General features: G+C 63.3%; 11 protein-coding genes and 1 tRNA gene. 9 read left to right on the top strand and 3 right to left on the bottom strand.

Going from position 1 to position 15085, the window contains the following annotated elements; genetic code table 11:
- The first annotated feature begins 102 nt into the window (after positions 1 to 102).
- From AC1DJW_RS01125 to AC1DJW_RS01115, 3 genes are all read left to right on the top strand, one after another.
- On the top strand, positions 103 to 828 hold the full coding sequence (locus AC1DJW_RS01125; protein ID WP_350225124.1) for a hypothetical protein: 726 nt from the start codon (positions 103 to 105) through the stop codon (positions 826 to 828).
- Positions 829 to 849: 21 nt separating this feature from the next.
- Positions 850 to 1635, top strand: a complete 786-nt coding sequence (locus AC1DJW_RS01120) for an SDR family oxidoreductase (protein ID WP_476900584.1) — start codon at positions 850 to 852, stop codon at positions 1633 to 1635.
- Between the two features lie 31 nt (positions 1636 to 1666).
- Positions 1667 to 1739, top strand: a tRNA-Ala gene (locus tag AC1DJW_RS01115).
- Positions 1740 to 1967: 228 nt separating this feature from the next.
- On the opposite strand, the gene AC1DJW_RS01110 is transcribed toward AC1DJW_RS01115, so the two are convergent.
- Positions 1968 to 3020 (bottom strand): LacI family DNA-binding transcriptional regulator, encoded by a 1053-nt coding sequence (locus AC1DJW_RS01110; RefSeq protein ID WP_476900533.1) that lies wholly within the window; start codon positions 3018 to 3020, stop codon positions 1968 to 1970.
- Positions 3021 to 3328: 308 nt separating this feature from the next.
- On the opposite strand from AC1DJW_RS01110, the gene AC1DJW_RS01105 reads away from it, so the two are divergent.
- From AC1DJW_RS01105 to AC1DJW_RS01085, 5 genes are all read left to right on the top strand, one after another.
- Positions 3329 to 4195, top strand: coding sequence for a carbohydrate ABC transporter permease (locus tag AC1DJW_RS01105; protein WP_476900532.1), 867 nt, complete (start codon positions 3329 to 3331; stop codon positions 4193 to 4195).
- A 98-nt stretch (positions 4196 to 4293) separates the two neighbouring features.
- Positions 4294 to 5112, top strand: a complete 819-nt coding sequence (locus AC1DJW_RS01100) for a carbohydrate ABC transporter permease (RefSeq protein ID WP_476900531.1) — start codon at positions 4294 to 4296, stop codon at positions 5110 to 5112.
- Between the two features lie 83 nt (positions 5113 to 5195).
- Complete coding sequence (locus tag AC1DJW_RS01095) at positions 5196 to 6461, top strand: ABC transporter substrate-binding protein (protein WP_476900530.1); 1266 nt, start codon at positions 5196 to 5198, stop codon at positions 6459 to 6461.
- Positions 6462 to 6535: 74 nt separating this feature from the next.
- Entirely contained in the window at positions 6536 to 8959 is a 2424-nt protein-coding gene (locus tag AC1DJW_RS01090; protein ID WP_476900529.1) for an alpha-L-rhamnosidase-related protein, read from the top strand.
- A gap of 8 nt (positions 8960 to 8967) precedes the next feature.
- Positions 8968 to 11292 (top strand): exo-beta-d-1,3/1,6-glucosidase, encoded by a 2325-nt coding sequence (locus AC1DJW_RS01085; RefSeq protein ID WP_476900528.1) that lies wholly within the window; start codon positions 8968 to 8970, stop codon positions 11290 to 11292.
- A gap of 510 nt (positions 11293 to 11802) precedes the next feature.
- On the opposite strand, the gene AC1DJW_RS01080 is transcribed toward AC1DJW_RS01085, so the two are convergent.
- Both AC1DJW_RS01080 and AC1DJW_RS01075 read right to left on the bottom strand, forming a co-directional pair.
- A complete protein-coding gene (locus AC1DJW_RS01080) occupies positions 11803 to 12927 on the bottom strand; it encodes an ATP-binding protein (RefSeq protein ID WP_476900527.1) in 1125 nt (374 codons plus the stop codon).
- 247 nt (positions 12928 to 13174) lie between these two features.
- A complete protein-coding gene (locus AC1DJW_RS01075; protein ID WP_476900526.1) occupies positions 13175 to 13615 on the bottom strand; it encodes a VOC family protein in 441 nt (146 codons plus the stop codon).
- A gap of 184 nt (positions 13616 to 13799) precedes the next feature.
- On the opposite strand from AC1DJW_RS01075, the gene AC1DJW_RS01070 reads away from it, so the two are divergent.
- Positions 13800 to 14936 carry an App1 family protein gene (locus AC1DJW_RS01070; RefSeq protein WP_476900525.1) on the top strand — a complete coding sequence of 379 codons (1137 nt, stop codon included), beginning with the start codon at positions 13800 to 13802 and terminating at the stop codon, positions 14934 to 14936.
- The last annotated feature ends 149 nt before the right edge of the window (positions 14937 to 15085 follow it).

The raw sequence follows: 15085 nt of genomic DNA, 5'->3' as shown, positions 1-15085 counted from the left end.
GTCCAGGTGGCGGGTGACATACCAGCAGATGTGATCGACGAAGACGCTCATGAACTGCAAGCCGGGGTGGTTCTGTCAATCACCCCTCGGCAGGAGAAAGCAATGGAAACCATGCAGAGCACCCCTACCGCATTGCCCGAGGTCTCGGCCGACGCCGGCGAACGGCGTGATGCTGCATCGGATGCGGGGGCCTTCAAAATCAGATACGGGCGCTGCGCTCTTGCCCTCGCCGGTCTTCTCCTGCTGCTCACGGCGGCCGTTTCCGGCGTGTTGCGCATCCTGGGCCTCGTTTCGGCCTGGGTGCCACTGGTATCCATCGTCGGCGTGGTCGGGACCGTCTTCCTGCTTCGCCGGCTGGCCATCAGGGATCGCAGGGCGAGGATGAACAGGGCCTTCCGCAATGCAATGGGTCCCACAGTTGAGAGTCCCCGCGTAAGTCTTCCAGCATCGGACCGCCCGGCCACCAAGATTTTCGACGCCGAAGCCCACGCACGTGAGTCGACGCGCCTGACCGCCGTCGAACTTCGTCAGGCTGCCCTCAACGTTGCCGTCGCCGCCGGCGACAACACGGTCCGGTTTACGGCGGAATCCAAGGAATCCGAATGGCAGCCCGTGGACGTGCCCAAACCAACATACGTCGACGCCGCCAAGGCGCCTCGACCGGCACCGGAACCCCTCGACTTGCCTGAGGCTCCCAAGCCCCTCGGCAAGCCCGCCTTGAAGCCGGCCAGCGCGCCGGCCGCGGTCGTGGCGGTCCAGGCGCAGCACGGCAAGCCTCAGAGCGCCCTCAGCAACCTCGACGACGTTCTGCAGCGCCGCCGGGCATAGCCTCCCTTGACTACCGTCTGCGTGGCAGGTGGCACGGGACAAGTGGGCCGTGAAGTCGTCCGTTTGGCGCTCGACGCCGGACTTGACGTGACGGTGCTGAGCCGCCGCCCGCCGTCGGGCACGTCACGAGCCCATCACGACGGCGCCCGCTACTTTCAGGCTGATGTCACCACAGGCGCTGGGCTCGCGGAAGCCCTCCGCGGGGCCGACGTCGTGATCGATTGCCTGGAAGGGCAGTTCGGGAAGGCCCGCAAGAATTACGCCGACGGCGGCGCACGCCTGCTTGCCGCAGCCTCCGGTGCCGGCGTTCGCAAGGCGGTTCTCCTCTCGATCATCAACTGCGACAGGAGCGCGGCGGCCTTTTATATCTCCAAAGCAGCCAAAGAGCGGGTCTACGCGACGTCGGAGCTTGAGACGGTTGTTGTGCGGGCCACCCAGTTCCACAGCCTGGTGGCGGCGGTTTTCCAAGCCGGGGCCAAAGTCCGCCTGATCCCTGTCTTCAAGGGCGCGCGCTTTCAAACTATTTCGCCGTCAGACGTGGCGTTCGAGTTAGTTGCCGAAGGCATGGGGGAGCCTTCAACGGAGCGACACCGGACACGGACCATCGGCGGTCCGGACATCCGTACCATGCGTGAACTCGCTGAGATCTGGGGAAAAACTACGGGACACGCCGGCCGGATCGTGGAGGTGCCGTTGCCGGGTGCGATGGGCGAATATCTTCGGAAAGGACTGAATTTGGTCCCAAGCCAGCGTACGGGGTTTGACACGTTCGAGTCTTGGTTGGCAAAGCGCGAAGATAGTTTGTAGCCTAGGGACACTGGCAACGCACAGTTGACCAGGGGCTATAGCTCAGTTGGTAGAGCGCTTCGTTCGCATCGAAGAGGTCAGGAGTTCGAATCTCCTTAGCTCCACAGTGAAGGCCTTCCGACCTGCGGAAACGTTGGGTGGGAGGGTCTTTGTCTTGTCTGATCTGGGGCTAACCACACGGAAACCCCACGTTTTGGGACGAAACGCGCGCCAGCCGGATGGTTGCGAGACCGCTGCTCGCGATCCGGAGCGGCCAACCGAGAGCGACACAGGCAGACTGCTCCGTAGAGAGCGTATTAGGCACGCTTAGGGCATTTTTGGGAACGGCCGACTCAGGGCTGCTGGACTTTTGACCGCATGGGCGCCGCAGTCGTGTTCCTTGCCACCAGTGTTGGCCGCAGCACGATGTTGACTGCCTGGGTTCGTCCATCGATGCGTTCCAAGAGAAGGCGTCCAGCAGCAGCGCCCATGTCGAGGCCCGATTGATCGACTGTGGTGATCGAGATGGGCGCAAGTGAGGTGGTGAAGATGTTGTCGAAGCCGGCCACTGACAGTTCCTCGGGAACACGGATGTCCGCGTCCCACATGGTTGTCAGGACTCCGAAGGCGGCGATGTCGCAGCCGGCGAAGACTGCGGTGGGCCTTTCTGCGCGGGCGAGGATCATCTTTCCCGATTCCTCTCCGCCTTCCTGGCTCCACTGTGACTGGATGATGTCAATTGCGTCGCCGAGCCCGTGCCGGATCATGGCGTCAACATACCCTCGCACGCGCACTTCTTCGGGGAGCCGGGCGTCGTTCCTCCCGTCCGTCTTGTGATTGATGTAGGTGATTCGCCGATGCCCGAGCGATACGAGATGATCGACCACCAGGTTGGCGCCGGCAAAGTCGTCGGCGGCGACGGAATCGAAGTCCGGGCTGGCACCGTGTCGGCCGAGGACGACGACAGGGATGGTCTTCGCGACGACTTCCAGTTCGTCATCGGTTCCGACGGGAGAAATCAGCACGATTCCGTCCATTCCTCGGTCGATCAGGTCGTCGACCATCCGGTTCTGGGCATCCTTGCCCGAGCCGGCAGGTGCAACCAATAGCCGGTATTTCTGCCGTTCGCACTCTCTCCTGATGCCTTCAACCAGCAGCGATGAGAATTCGTTGTGCAGATCCGCGACGACCACAGCAACCGTATGGGTTCGTCCGCGGCGCATGCCGCGGGCCGAGGTCAACGGCCGGTACCCTAGGGCATCCATGGAAGCCTTGACCTTTTCCTTCATCTCCGGACTGACACCGTAGGCGTCGCGCAGCACCTTGGACGCGGCAGCCGTGGAAACCCCCGCATGGCGCGCAACGTCCACAATTGTCGGCCGCTTGCCCGCCTGATGACTGCTCATGATCCGGCCACCCCTTTCGATTCGTTCACTGTAACCCGCGCCCTCACCTGAATCGGATTCGAGCCCACTTGGCAGATCTGCTGATGTGATCTACGCTATATCCAGTGTAGTACGTACTACACATTAAAGACCATAAAAGCGGCAATTTGGCGTAGAACGTACTATCCTCCAAAAAGGCCCCCGACCGGACCAGTCCCGCCAGGCGGGCGAATGTCCGGAAGGTATCCACGGCCGAGATGAAACGATCCAAAACTGGACGGATACGACCACGGTCGACCGGTCCTCGATGAAGAGAAATGGACAATGCGATGACGCAACGTGAACTCGCAAGCCCCCGCGCAGGGGGTCTTGAACCATCTGCGATCACGCGAAGCGCGATCGCAGAGTCCCGGACCCGCAAACGGCGGACGGGCGCCGGAGCGAGGGCACCGTGGTGGTTCCTTGTGCCGGCGCTGGCTGTCTTCACCCTGATCGTGGTGATCCCGAGCTGGCGGGGAGCCTTCTATGCGCTAACCAACTGGGACGGCTTGTCGCCGCAGTTCGATTTCATCGGGTTCGACAACTTTGTCCGGGTCTTCAAGGATTCCGCGGCCGGTGCGTCGATCCTGAACACCATGCTGTATGCGGTCGGCGTCATGGTGGTGCAGAACTTCATCGGCCTGCTACTGGCGCTGGGCGTGAACTCGGCAATCCGGAGCCGTAACTGGCTGCGTGTGCTGTTTTTCGCGCCGGCTGTCGTGACGCCGCTGGTTGTGGCCAACTTGTGGCAGTACATCCTCGCCCCGGAGGGTGCGTTGAACACTGCGCTGCGGGCTATAGGCCTGGATTTCTTGGCCCAGGACTGGCTGGGCAACGCGCAACTGGCGTTGCCGGCGATCATTTCAGTGGTGGTGTGGCAGTTCGCCGGCTATTCGATGGTGATCTTCCTGGCGGGCCTGCAGAGCATTCCGGAGGACGTTTACGAGGCGGCAAGCCTCGACGGTGCCGGGTCCTTCAAGACGTTCTGGAACATTACCCGGCCGTTGCTGGCGCCTTCGATGACCATCAACCTGATGCTGTCCCTCATCGGCGGCCTGAAGCTTTTCGATCAGGTGTTGATCATGACCCAGGGCGGTCCCGGCAGCGCGACGGAGAGCCTGAGCACGATCGCGTACAAGGACGCTTTCCAGTTCTAGCTCTTCGGGTACAGCACCGCCCTGACCCTCGTTCTGACCGCATTCGTCGCCGTTGCCTCCCTCATCCAGTTCACCCTGCTCCGCCGAGGAGAAAACAAATGAAGCGTTACACCCTCAAAACGGGCGCCCTTGAGGTGGTCATGATCCTCGTCGGCCTCCTCTTCGCCGCCCCCGTCTACGTGCTGATCAACACCGCACTCAATTCCGGCGGCGTCACGGCGTCCCTGGCCCCCGTCGCGACCCCATCCTTCGACAACTTCGCCACCGCGTGGGTCAGTGGAGGCCTTGGACCGGCGATGATCAACAACATCGTCATCACGGTGGTATCGGTCTTCCTGATCGTGGTGATCAGCGCTTCCGCCGCCTACCCGCTGGCGCGCATCACCCGGACCTGGTCAAAGCTGACTTTCGCTTTCTTCCTCGGCGGGCTGCTGATTCCGGGCCTGCTGGCCCTTATCCCGCTGTACACCACCTTCCGCGACCTGCATTTGATCGGGTCGATCTGGGGTCTGGTCATCATCTATGTCGGCGCCCAGATGCCGTTCTCGATCTTCCTCTACGTCCAGTTCCTCAGGTCCCTGCCGCTTGATTTCGAGGAAGCGGCAACCCTCGACGGCGGCAGCCCGTTCCGGGTGTTCTGGCAGGTAGTGTTCCCGCTGATGCGGCCCATCACGGGCACGGTGGTCATCCTCAACACCATCCATGTGTGGAACGACTTTTTCACCCCGCTGCTGTACCTCTCAGGCAGCGGAACGAACACGATCCCGATCGCCATTTACTCGTTCACGGGACAGTACGTGAACCAATGGGGAACCATTTTCGCCGCCCTGATCATCGGCGTGGTCCCTCTCCTGATCTTCTACTTCCTCCTGCAGCGAAGCATCATCAAGGGCTTCGCAGGAGGGCTGAAGGGTTGAGCGGAGGACGCACGCAACGTCTCCGCCCGGCCGGCTCCACCCATCCTCCAATCACTTCAACCCACGCGTTTCAAGGGAGAACCATGCGTCACAAGAAAGTCATCACCGCCATCGGTGCGATAGCCGCCGTCGGCATCGCCCTCACGGGATGTTCCACGAACGCACCGGCGGCATCCGGCTCGGGGACAGTCACGGTCGCGCGGCTGTCAGGCTCTGACGACAAGTGGAAGGCCATCGCCGACAAATTCCACGAGCTCAACCCGAGCCTGACCGTCGAATACACGATCATCCCGACGGACAGCTACAACCAGCAGATGGGCACACGTCTCGCCGCAGGCACCGCCACGGACGTCCTGAATGTCTTCCCCGGCAGCGGCAACGCCACCGCGGTGCGGACCCTGGCCAAGAACGGCTATCTCGCGGACCTCTCCGGGGAAAGCTGGGCAGCCACCCAGCCCGACTCCACGACTTCCGCGACTGCATACCAGGGCAAGCGGTACATGTTCACGGACGTGGCCACCGCCAACACCCTGGGCGGCGTCTACAACACCAAAGCCCTGCAGGACGCCGGCTTGAAGATCCCCACGACATACTCCGAAGTCCTGGGCTTCTGTGCCGCCGCGCAGAAGGCAGGCAAGGTCGCCTACGCCCTGGGCGCCCAAACGCAGTGGGTCACGCAGCTGGTCACGTATGCACTGGCAGCTACGGATGTTTACGGCAAGGATCCGGATTTCAACCAGAAACAGCTCAACAAGCAGGTGACGTTCCAGGACAGCAACTGGCTGGATGCCATGACCAAGTACAAGGAGATGTTCGATAAGGGCTGCTTCAACAAGGACGCCCTGGGCACCTCGGTGGACAACCAGACCGCCATGGTGGCCGACGGCAGGGCGCTCGGAGCCATCCAGATCTCCACCATGGCCAACTCCATGAAAAAGGCCAACCCGGCGCTGAACGTCGTGCTTGCACCGATTCCGGCCACGGACAACGCTGCCGATACCCGTTTGGCCTTCGGACTGGGAGTGGGCTGGGGCGTCAATGCCAAGGCCAAGAACGCCGACGGGGCAAAAAAGTTCGTCGCATTCCTCGCGAGCAAGGACGGAAGCGCGATGAACGCGGACAAATCCGGGGTGGCCCCCAACGGCACGATCGAAGCCAATGACAGCAACAAGCTCGAGATCCCCTTCGTCAAGGACGGAAAGACGGCGTCGTTCCCGGACGTTGACTGGCCCTCACCCCAGGTTCAGAACCTGCACCTGACCGGCATCCAGGAAATGCTCGGCGGCAAGAAGACGCCCGCGGCGGTCCTCACCTCCATGCAGGACGCCTTCACCGCAGCACTGAAGTAGCAGGACCACGGGGCGGGGCGTGCAACAGCGGTGTGCGCCCCGCCCCAGCCGACCCCAGGACACATCGATAAGAAATGAAGAGCGCCGAATTGGTTCAAGAAGAGCAGACCGTCCTCAGGCAGGACCTGGGCGGACCATGGTTCGAACTGCCCGCGGGCACCGATGAGCTGTCCCGCAGCGGCGTTGCCTCCTCCATGCGGTTCCGTGCCCGCGTGATCATCGGTTCACCCGGTACGGCCCCGGCACGCCTGCATGTCAGTGCCGACTCCCGGTACCGGTTGATGGTCAACGGCTCCCTTGTAGCAGCAGGTCCCGCCAAACCGTCCGGCCGGACCTGGTTCGCTGACACCGTGGACATCGGGTCACACCTCATCATGGGTGAGAACATCATCGGCATTGACGTGTTGTCCTACTCGACATCATCCCTCGGAAACGTTTCCGTCCCGCGGACCGGCAGGCCCGGCCTGCTGGTCAGGGGAATCATCGGCGGAAAAGATCTGTCCGAGTCTGCCGCGTGGAGGTGCCGCTTCGTGCAAGGCCGGCATTTCCGGCAGGGCCGCAACACCCTGTTCCTGGGCATCCAGGAGACCACCGACGGCGCCGCCAGCGAACACGACTGGCTCCAAACCGGCTTCGACGACTCGGCATGGCATGTTCCCGCAACGGACAGCCAACAGCCCTTCAGCGGCACCCCGCGGCCGCGGCTCGCACCCAGGCCGATACCTCACCTCACCCTCGAGCCCGTGCCCATCACCGGCGTCACGGCTTCCCCGGAGCCGGGGATTGACTGGTCCCGGCTGATGCGGGGCGAGCCTATCGACATCGGCCCAAACACCGAGGCCAGCGTGGACCTGGACGCCGGCTTCTTGATGACAGCGTTCCTCTCGCTCGCCGTCGAATCCGGGCAAGGGGCGCGGATGGAGATGACCGCAGCCGAATGCTATGAACAACCCCCCATCGACACCCCGTGGCTCCGGCGCAAAGCGGACCGCACGGACCACATCAACGGGGACCTCTACGGCGACCCGGACCGGTACCTCATTTCGGGAACAGGAACACCTGACGCCCCGGAAGTGTACTCGCCCTTCTGGTTCCGGACCTTCCGGTACGTGCGGCTCCGGATCACCACGACGGACACGCCGGTCCGGCTTCAATCCATCAACCTCACCCGGACCCATTACCCCCTGCCAATCACCGGCTCATTTGCATCGTCCTCCGAGATGCACAGCAAACTGTGGCACGTCAGCGTCCGCACCCTGCTGAACTGCATGCATGAAACGTTCGAGGACTGCCCGTTCTACGAACAACTGCAATACGCCATGGACACCCGCTCCCAAGCGCTGTTCTCCCTGCACCTGTCCACCGACGACCGCCTCATCAGGCGGGCCATCGAGGACTTCGCCGCGTCGGGAAACCCGACCGGCCTGACGGAGAGCCGCTCCCCGAGCGTGGAGCCGCAGTTCATCCCCGGTTTCTCGCTCTACTGGATCAGGATGATCGCCGACCACGTCAGCTACGTCGGCGACCGTTCCTTCACCGAACGCTTCATCGGCAGGATCGACGCCGTCCTCGGCTACTTCAACGACCGGCTGTCCCCGGATGGTTTCGTCATCTCCGCAGAAGGCGACGGCGTCCTGTGGAACTTCGTCGACTGGACCGAAGCATGGCGGACAAGCCGGGGAGTACCCGAGCTGGGCCCCCGCCGGACCAACACCATCGCCACCTTCATGTACATCGCAGCCCTACGCTCGGCCGCGTCCATCGCCGGGTTCTGCTGCCGGGACGGGCTGGCCCGGGAGTACGCCTCCCGCGCTTGTACGCTCACCGAAATCGTGAGGAGAGGTGCAGCCTGGGACGAAAACGCAGGCTACTACCGGGACAGTGACCGCGGAACACCGCAAAGCGTCCACGCCCAGATGTGGGCCGTCCTTTCCGAGGTCGTACAAGGTGGGGCAGCCACCGATCTTCTTCGACGGGCTGTGGCAGACAAGCACCTCGCTCCCTGTTCCTATGCGACAGCGCTCGATCTTTTCGACGCGCTCCGGCACGCCCACGCCGACGAATGTATCGACTGGAATCCCTGGCAGGACATGCTCGCGCTGAATCTCACCACCTGGGCAGAAGACACCGTCAGCCTCCGCAGCGACTGCCACGCCTGGGGCAGCGTGCCCCTGCAACATTTCCCCCGCTACATCCTCGGCATAGCTCCCTCATCTCCCGGCTTCACCAGTGCGGTGATCGACCCCGCCCCAAGCGAGCTCGACAGGGCCGAAGGCTCGGTCCCCACCCCTCACGGGCCAATCACCGTTCACTGGAAGCGCACGGCCTCCGGCTCCCGGGACGTCATCGTGTCCGCGCCCCTGCCAATCGGCCTGACGCTTCCCGATGCTGCTTCCGCGATCACGGAGCATCCCGGCACCGGCCGCCGCACCGTGACCTTCACGCTGCCATCCGCTGCAGGCAGGCCACAAGAACCCCTCGCAGTCCTGAAGAAATGAGAACCCCCATGAACGCCCCGCACAGCGATCTGAGCACTGCCCCGTACACCAACCCGGCACTGCCCATCCCGGAACGCGTTGAGGACCTCCTGGGCAGGATGACGCTCGAGGAGAAAGTGGGCCAGATGCTTCAGCTCGACGCCCGCGGCGACCTCGAGGACCTGGTCCTCGGAAAACTCGCCGGATCACTCCTGCACGCCTCACCCGAACGCATCGTCGAAGCGCGCAAGCTCGTTCTAACCACCCGCCTGCAGATCCCGCTGCTCATGGCCGATGACTGCATCCACGGACACTCGTTCTGGCCCGGAGCCACCATCTTCCCCACCCAGCTGGGGATGGCAAGCACCTGGGACCCGGGACTCGTGGAACAAGGCGCCCGCGCGACCGCCGTCGAGGTTGCCTCCACCGGGCTGCACTGGACCTTCTCGCCCGTGCTGTGCATCAGCCGTGACCTGCGCTGGGGCCGTGTCAATGAGACGTTCGGCGAAGACCCGCACCTGATCGGGGCACTGGGGAAGGCCATGATCCGCGGGTACCAAGGCAACGGGCTCACAGACCCCACCGCCATCCTCGCCACCGCGAAGCACTTCGCCGGCTACTCCGAAACCCAAGGCGGCCGGGACGCCAGCGAAGCCGACATCAGCCGCCGAAAACTGCGTTCCTGGTTCCTGCCCCCGTTCCAGGAAGCAGTCGAAGCAGGGTGCCGTACCTTCATGCTCGGCTACCAAGCCATCGACGGCATACCCGTGACGGCCAACAAGTGGCTGCTCAACGACGTCCTGAAAGGCGAGTGGGGATTCACCGGCACCCTTGTCACCGACTGGGACAACGTCGGCCGGATGGTGTGGGAACAGAAAGTCTGCGAGGACAACGTCCACGCCGCAACCGTCGCCGTCGAAGCCGGCAACGACCTGGTCATGACGACTCCCCAGTTCTTCGAAGGAGCCCAGCAGGCCGTCAAACGGGGTGATCTCGATGAGAGCCTGATAGGCGACGCCGTCCGGCGCCTGCTCACCCTGAAATTCGAGCTCGGACTCTTCGAAGATCCCCGCATCCCGGACGCGGCCCGGCAGTCCCAAGTCATCGGCTCCGCAGAGCACACGGCCATCAACCTGGACATGGCCCGCCGGTCCCTCGTCCTGCTCCGCAATGACGGCACCCTGCCCCTCGACGGCGGCCTCGCCCCGTCAGGCGCGGGCAGGGCCGAAGCGGCCGGCGTCCCAAGGACCATCGCGGTGATCGGCCCCAACGCGGACGACCCGCACGCACAGCTCGGCGACTGGGCCGGCGCTTCAGGGCAGATCAACTGGCTGCCCGACGGTCACCCGCGGCACCTGACCTCAACCGTCCTCGACGGATTCCGCGCCACCGTGCCCGAGAACTGGACGGTCACCCACGCCAGGGGAGCCGACATCGGGCAGCTGGTACCGGACCCCGCCGGCCCCACATACGCCGACGGACAGCCGCGGCCGCCGATGTTCCTCGCGGCCGGCACGGACGAGCCCATGCTGCAGGAAGCCATCAACACGGCACGGAACGCCGACTACGTCGTGGCCGTCATCGGCGACACCGTGGCCCTGGCCGGCGAAACCAAATCAACGGCGACCCTGGAACTCCAAGGCGGCCAGATCGAACTGATCGAACGCCTCCTCGAAACCGGTGTCCCCGTCATCGTCGTCCTCATCCAGTCCAAACCCTCGGTCCTGCCCCAGGCCGTCCTTGACGCTGCCGCCATCATCGAAGCGTTCAACCCCGGCATGAAAGGCGGGCAAGCAGTGGCCGAACTCATCCTGGGACTGATCGAACCGACCGGCAGGCTGCCTATCTCCTTCGCACGCCACGCCGGCCAACTTCCGATCTACTACAACCAGATCCGCGGCCAGCACGGAAACCGGTACGCAGACCTCTCACAGGACTCTCTCTTCGCGTTCGGCGAGGGACTCAGCTACACCACCGTCGACTACTCCGACCTACGCATCGTTTCGGAAAACGTCACCGCCGAAGATCAGGTGAAAGCCACGGTCACCATTACCAACACCGGAAAGCGCCCCGTCCTCGAGACCGTCCAGGTCTACCTCACCGACATCGTGACCAGCGTGACCTGGGCAGAACGCGAACTGAAATCCTTCACCCAGGTCCACCTAATGCCCGGACAATCGGTGGAGGTGGACCTGTCTGTTCCCGCCCGGTCATGCTCACTCGTTGATCGGAACGGCCACCGCATCGTCGAGCCTGGCGCTTTCGAACTGCTCGTCGGCCGGCACTCCCGGGATCCCCGCATGCTCTCAGCCCAGTTCCGGATCACCCCTCTGACCGCCGATCATATTTTGTAAGAAGCGTGCCAATGGCTTGTTCGACCTTCGCGAAACTGCTCCGCACGCACTGGGGCTCCGAGGAAAGAGCCCCAGGATTTCGACGAGTTCATGGCATGGTTGTCCGTCAATGGAACCGATCTCCGAAGCAAGAATGTACTTAACAACAGGACCGCAGCGCTTGAAGCTGACCTGTAGGACATGCCAAGCGTACTAAGTGATGTCCTAAAGTCCGTGCTCGGTTTCCGAGGCGCCTGACACCAGATAACCGCGTCGACGGACCGCACGTAGCAAAGCGTCAAAAGGACTCCCCCTTTCAGGACACTTTCGAAGCACATATAGAGCGACCCCAAAAGCTGCTTAAGAGCGACGACCAATAATCTGTGTCTACCGCGGCGACCGAAACTCGCCGCGTAGGCGTGATCAGTTCGGCCGACGGACCCCAGGAACCGTGTACGGACGGCATCTCCGAACGGGACGACCATGCCCTTCCGGGCCGGTACACAGCGAGAACCTGTTCAACGCTTTCGGTCACGCCGTTTGCGGGAGAGCGCGTCTGCAATTCGAGCGGGTCTGAGCCCTGCCTGCTGGAAGTCTCTGCCGGGGGTTTGGAGGGGGTCCGTCGTCGATGGCCATGGCGTGCAGGATCTCCTGGTCTTTGGCGGATGCCGCGGCGAGGGCGGCTTCGATGACGACGCGTTCGTTGCGTCGGATGGCGGCGGCAATTGCCCGGTCGACGGCGGCGGAGGAGAGATCGCCGTTGTTGTTCTCGGCCTCGCGCCAGAGGAAGTACCCGACCAGCTGGATGAGGAAGGGGTAGCCTCCAGTGGTTGTCGCTGCCTTGTGCACCAGATCCGGGTCGATGGTGATCCCGGCAGCGGCGAAGGTTTCCGTGAAGGATGTTTCGACATCGCGTACCGCGGCGGCATGGAGATCGATCTTGTCGGCTCTGCGAAGGAATGTTGCCACGCCCTCGTTCAGGAGATCCGATACGGCAGAAGGAAGGCCCGCGAAGATCAGTGCGATGGGCAGCCGGTCTTGGATGAAGTGCTGGACGTTGGCCGCCAGCTGGGCTAGTTCGGCTCGGTTCGCGGCATGGATCTCGTCGACGGTGATGAGGAGCCCGGTCCCGCGTTCGTCGAGAAGCTTCAGGAGTGTTTCCCCCAGTTCCCACCAGTCCACCTGGCGTTCGGGCGAAAGTTGGGACGTGACACTGAACCCGGCAAGCGAAATCCCTGTGATACGACGGCGGGATTCGGGTTGGTCGCCAAGCTCCTGGATGAGCCGGCGCATTTTTTCGCCGATTCGGCGCATGAAGGTTCCGCTCGCGGTCTCCGCCACCACTGCCCATCCGTGCTCCTGGGCAAGGTCATGGGCCGCTCCCAGCATGACCGTCTTGCCGATGCCGCGGGCACCCGTGAAGATGGACAGGAGTCCAGGGGCTCCGGAGCCGAGCCGAAGGCCATATTCGAATTCATCCAGGAGTCCGGAGCGGCCGATGACTTCCGGTGAGGTGGCTCCGGCCGTAGGCCGGAACGGGTTGTCTGTGTCGAGAATCTGGGTGAATTTGGTGAATTTTAGAATTCGGGTGAATTCGGTGAACTTTTGACCATGGTACTCGTGTTCGTCGAATCCGAGCCACACGTTTACCCCCACGGAAACCATGAAAAACGCTCACATGTCACGGACTTTGCATCCCACGAAACCCCCTAGATCCCGCAGATTCTCAAGTCAACACAAGGTTCTGACAAGCAACAAAATATGCCCTCCCGGGAGAAGGGGTCAGGAGCTCGAATCTCCTTAGCCCCACAGCGAAGGCCTTTTGACCTGCGGAAACGTGGGGTGGAAGGGCCTTTTCGTGCCGCGGTTCTTCCCCGGGCGGCAGGGGAAGGGGAGACGTTGGTCAGCTCACCCGCTCAGCCAGGGACACGATGATTCCCTCTGGACCGCGTACGTACGCCATGCGCCAGGCTCCCTCATACTGGCCGATGCCACCGACCAGTCCGTATCCCTCCGCAGCCAGCCGGTCGACGTGCGCCTGAAGATCATCGACTTCGAAGGACAAACTGCGCAGTCCGAGTTCGTTGGCCATCGCGGCGGGCGATCCCGGCACGGGATCTGGCCGGACGAAGCTGGATAGCTCCACCCCTGTTCCCCCGTCAGGTGTCCGCAACATGACCATCTCCGTTCGGGAATCAGGGATCGCTATGACCGTGTCGATGAAGTCGCCCTCCACGAATGTCCGGCCCTCGATCTCGAGCCCGAGTCCAACGAAGAACGCCGTCACGTGGTCGAGGTCCTGAACGGTGACACCGACGTGGTCAAACCGCATGATGCGCGACATAAAAAAGCCTCCAGGTGTTCGTTGCACGGCCCAGGACGGAGCCTACCGCGGACTTTACGTCGGATTCATCACGGGAGAAAGACTCCTGGGCGTACTGAGGGTCGTGCATATGGTGCTGCACCTGAGTGCCGTTCGCAGACGGCCTTAGGAACCGGTCATCTTCTGCCCATGTCAGACTGAACCCATGTGTCCCCGTTCCGTGAAGCCACCTACCCCGTCCGACAGTCGAGAAGGCGGAGGCCCGACGCCGACGAGCAGCGCTGGCCGCCATCTCGCCCTGAGACTCGACGATGCCTGGCTCAGGTTCCAGACGCGTCTCGCGATCCGGCGCGGCCGCGTGGAGACCGTCATCCCTTATACCGGTTACGGCACCACTTCCTGGGTCCGGGTGTTGGCGCGCGTTGTCCGTAGCGATCTTCGGGACACGGGGAGCGGTGCTCAGGAATGTGCGCTCAAACCGTTGCAGGATGGCATGCGCGGCTGGCGCAACTTCACGAGTGCGCCCGTGGCACACGCCGCCGTGCGCGTGACCATCGCAGGCACCGTCCATGACGTCGAAGCCGACCGTGGAGGTGTGGTTGACGCGCGTCTCCAGGTAGCCCTCGACGCCGGCTGGCATACAATCTCCGTACAATCCGGGGGATCCAGGATCGTGGAGGCCCCAGTGCAGATCGTCGGAGACGACACAGACTTCGGTGTCGTCTCCGACATCGACGACACCGTGATGGTCACGGCGCTGCCCCGCCCGTTCCTTGCCGCCTGGAACACCTTCGTGCTCGACGAACACGCGAGGACCCCGACGCCGGGCATGGCTGTGCTGTACGAGCGGATCGTGAGGACGGCGCCGTCGGCGCCCGTGGTGTACTTGTCGACCGGAGCGTGGAACGTCGCTCCGACGCTGTCGCGCTTCCTGTCCCGCAATTTGTATCCCGCCGGTCCCAAGCTCCTGACCGACTGGGGTCCCACCCCCGACCGTTGGTTCCGCAGCGGCCAGGAGCACAAGAGGACCTCTCTGGAACGTCTCGCAGCGGAGTTCCCCGGCGTCAAGTGGCTGCTGGTTGGCGACGACGGACAGCACGACGAGGCGATCTACGCCGAGTTCGCCCAATGCCATCCGCAGAACGTCAGGGCCATCGCGATCCGTCAGCTCTCGGTCGGCGAAGCGGTGCTCGCAGGCGGGCGGTCGAAGTCCGCAGCTCAGCCCACCCCTGGGATCCCTTGGATCTACTCTCCGGACGGTGCGGGGATGTCGGCCCAGCTCGAGCAGTTGGGCATCATCCGGCGCAGCGTCCGGTCCGCTGGCGTGCCGGAAACCTCGTAGGGCTGCGGCTGACCGACGTCGGGAACCGCCCCTGCAGTACTCAACAGCATCTCCGGGCCCCGTGTATTTTTGCGCCGATAAGCGCCCTATGTTGCCCGCTAGTAGCAGGTCGTACCATCAGAACAGGGCACTTTGGCGCAGCGGGGGAG

The organism is Arthrobacter sp. 05L417 (assembly GCF_056397865.1).
Note: the sequence above shows the minus strand (reverse complement) of the source record. Positions and strands in the feature narration are given on the sequence as shown.

Bases quoted from the DNA above. Each gene is read 5' to 3' on its own strand.
- AC1DJW_RS01125 (WP_350225124.1), top strand. From the start codon at position 103: ATGGAAACCATGCAGAGCACCCCTACCGCATTGCCCGAGGTCTCGGCC.
- AC1DJW_RS01110 (WP_476900533.1), bottom strand. From the start codon at position 3,020: ATGAGCAGTCATCAGGCGGGCAAGCGGCCGACAATTGTGGACGTTGCG.
- AC1DJW_RS01105 (WP_476900532.1), top strand. From the start codon at position 3,329: ATGACGCAACGTGAACTCGCAAGCCCCCGCGCAGGGGGTCTTGAACCA.
- AC1DJW_RS01100 (WP_476900531.1), top strand. From the start codon at position 4,294: ATGAAGCGTTACACCCTCAAAACGGGCGCCCTTGAGGTGGTCATGATC.
- AC1DJW_RS01095 (WP_476900530.1), top strand. From the start codon at position 5,196: ATGCGTCACAAGAAAGTCATCACCGCCATCGGTGCGATAGCCGCCGTC.
- AC1DJW_RS01090 (WP_476900529.1), top strand. From the start codon at position 6,536: ATGAAGAGCGCCGAATTGGTTCAAGAAGAGCAGACCGTCCTCAGGCAG.
- AC1DJW_RS01085 (WP_476900528.1), top strand. From the start codon at position 8,968: ATGAACGCCCCGCACAGCGATCTGAGCACTGCCCCGTACACCAACCCG.
- AC1DJW_RS01075 (WP_476900526.1), bottom strand. From the start codon at position 13,615: ATGTCGCGCATCATGCGGTTTGACCACGTCGGTGTCACCGTTCAGGAC.
- AC1DJW_RS01070 (WP_476900525.1), top strand. From the start codon at position 13,800: ATGTGTCCCCGTTCCGTGAAGCCACCTACCCCGTCCGACAGTCGAGAA.